The 1,146-nt window shown below is 71.0% G+C and carries 2 protein-coding genes; both read right to left on the reverse strand.

The features are described 5' to 3' along the window. Positions 1–710: hypothetical protein (locus tag ACFXIV_RS48185; protein WP_379421573.1), on the reverse strand; the 710-nt coding region annotated here is incomplete at its 3' end. After that, on the reverse strand, positions 698–1,146 hold a 449-nt coding region (locus tag ACFXIV_RS48190), incomplete at its 5' end, for a thioesterase II family protein (RefSeq protein ID WP_379421574.1). The genes ACFXIV_RS48185 and ACFXIV_RS48190, both read right to left, overlap by 13 nt.

Genomic DNA, 1,146 nt, shown 5'->3' on the forward strand with positions numbered 1-1,146 from the left:
GTCTCGACCCGGTCCGTGAGCCCCCACTCGGCCATGTTGGAGGCGGCCTGATCGGCGACGTTCTTCTGCATGTCGATGGCGAGCGCCGAGAGCCTGGGGTTGAGCCGGGCGGCGTGGCGTACGTACGTCCCGCTGCCGCAGCCGACCTCCAGCAGCCGCACCGGCCGGGAGCGCTCCAGGTTGCGGTCGACGGCCGCCTCCACGAAGGACTCGACGACCCGGGTGGAGCGGGCGATGACCGCGCCGTCCTGGTCGTCCAGCGAGAAGCGCTCGCCGCCGCGCAGCATGTTCGGTCCGTGCAGCAGTGCCGGCACATGGAAGCGGATCACTTCCTCCAGCGCGGCGGCGACCGCGTCGTTGCCCGGCTGTGCCAGGAACTTCGCCGTGAAGCTGTTGAGCCGGTAGCAGCCCTCGCCGGTACCGAAGTCACCGAGCTTGACGCCCATGTCGAGCCAGGCGCGGAGCCGGTCCTTCTCGGCCGGGCCGATCTGGAGCCTGTCGGCCAGCGACTCCAGGTCGCACGGCCGGACCCCCGAGTTGGAGGCGGACGCCAAGAAGGCCAGCCGGTAGGTCGGCTCGATCAGCCCCTTGGAGAGCGCGAGCAGCACCGGTAGTCGCGGATTGCTCAGCACTTTCAGTATCTGCAGCAGGTCGGTGACGGGCTCCTCGACGCGGCTGCGAACGGTGGTGGCGAGACTCAAGAGGTCCATGGTGCGTTCCTTCGCGCGTTGACGGGCTGAGGTCCGGCGTCCGGTCCTGTGCGCACGTGGTCGAGCTCGTCGCGCAGCTGCCGCAGCAGTCGGTCCCGGGAGGGGCCGCCGTTCAGGAAGAAGTGGCCGCCGTCCAGGTGACGGCGCAGGAAGGACCCGGAGGTGTACGCACGCCACGCCTCCGTCTGCGGCGCGGAGGCGAGGGCGTCCCGGGAGGCGGAGAAGGCCGTCATCGGGCACCGCAGCGGCGCACGTGGTCGCCATCGGTACGTCTCGCACACCCGAAGGTCGGCGCGCAGCACCGGCAGCCTGCGCTCGAAGTAGGCGGCGTCGACGGCCCGGTCCCGGTCGAGACCGCCCAGGTCGCTGACCAGCTCGCGCAGCTCGTCGTCGGGCAGGAGGTGGTCTTCGCGCGTCCCGTACAGGTGGGGTGCCC

The sequence above is a fragment of the Nocardia sp. NPDC059236 genome, assembly GCF_042754085.1.
Taxonomy (GTDB): Bacteria; Actinomycetota; Actinomycetes; order Mycobacteriales; family Mycobacteriaceae; genus Nocardia.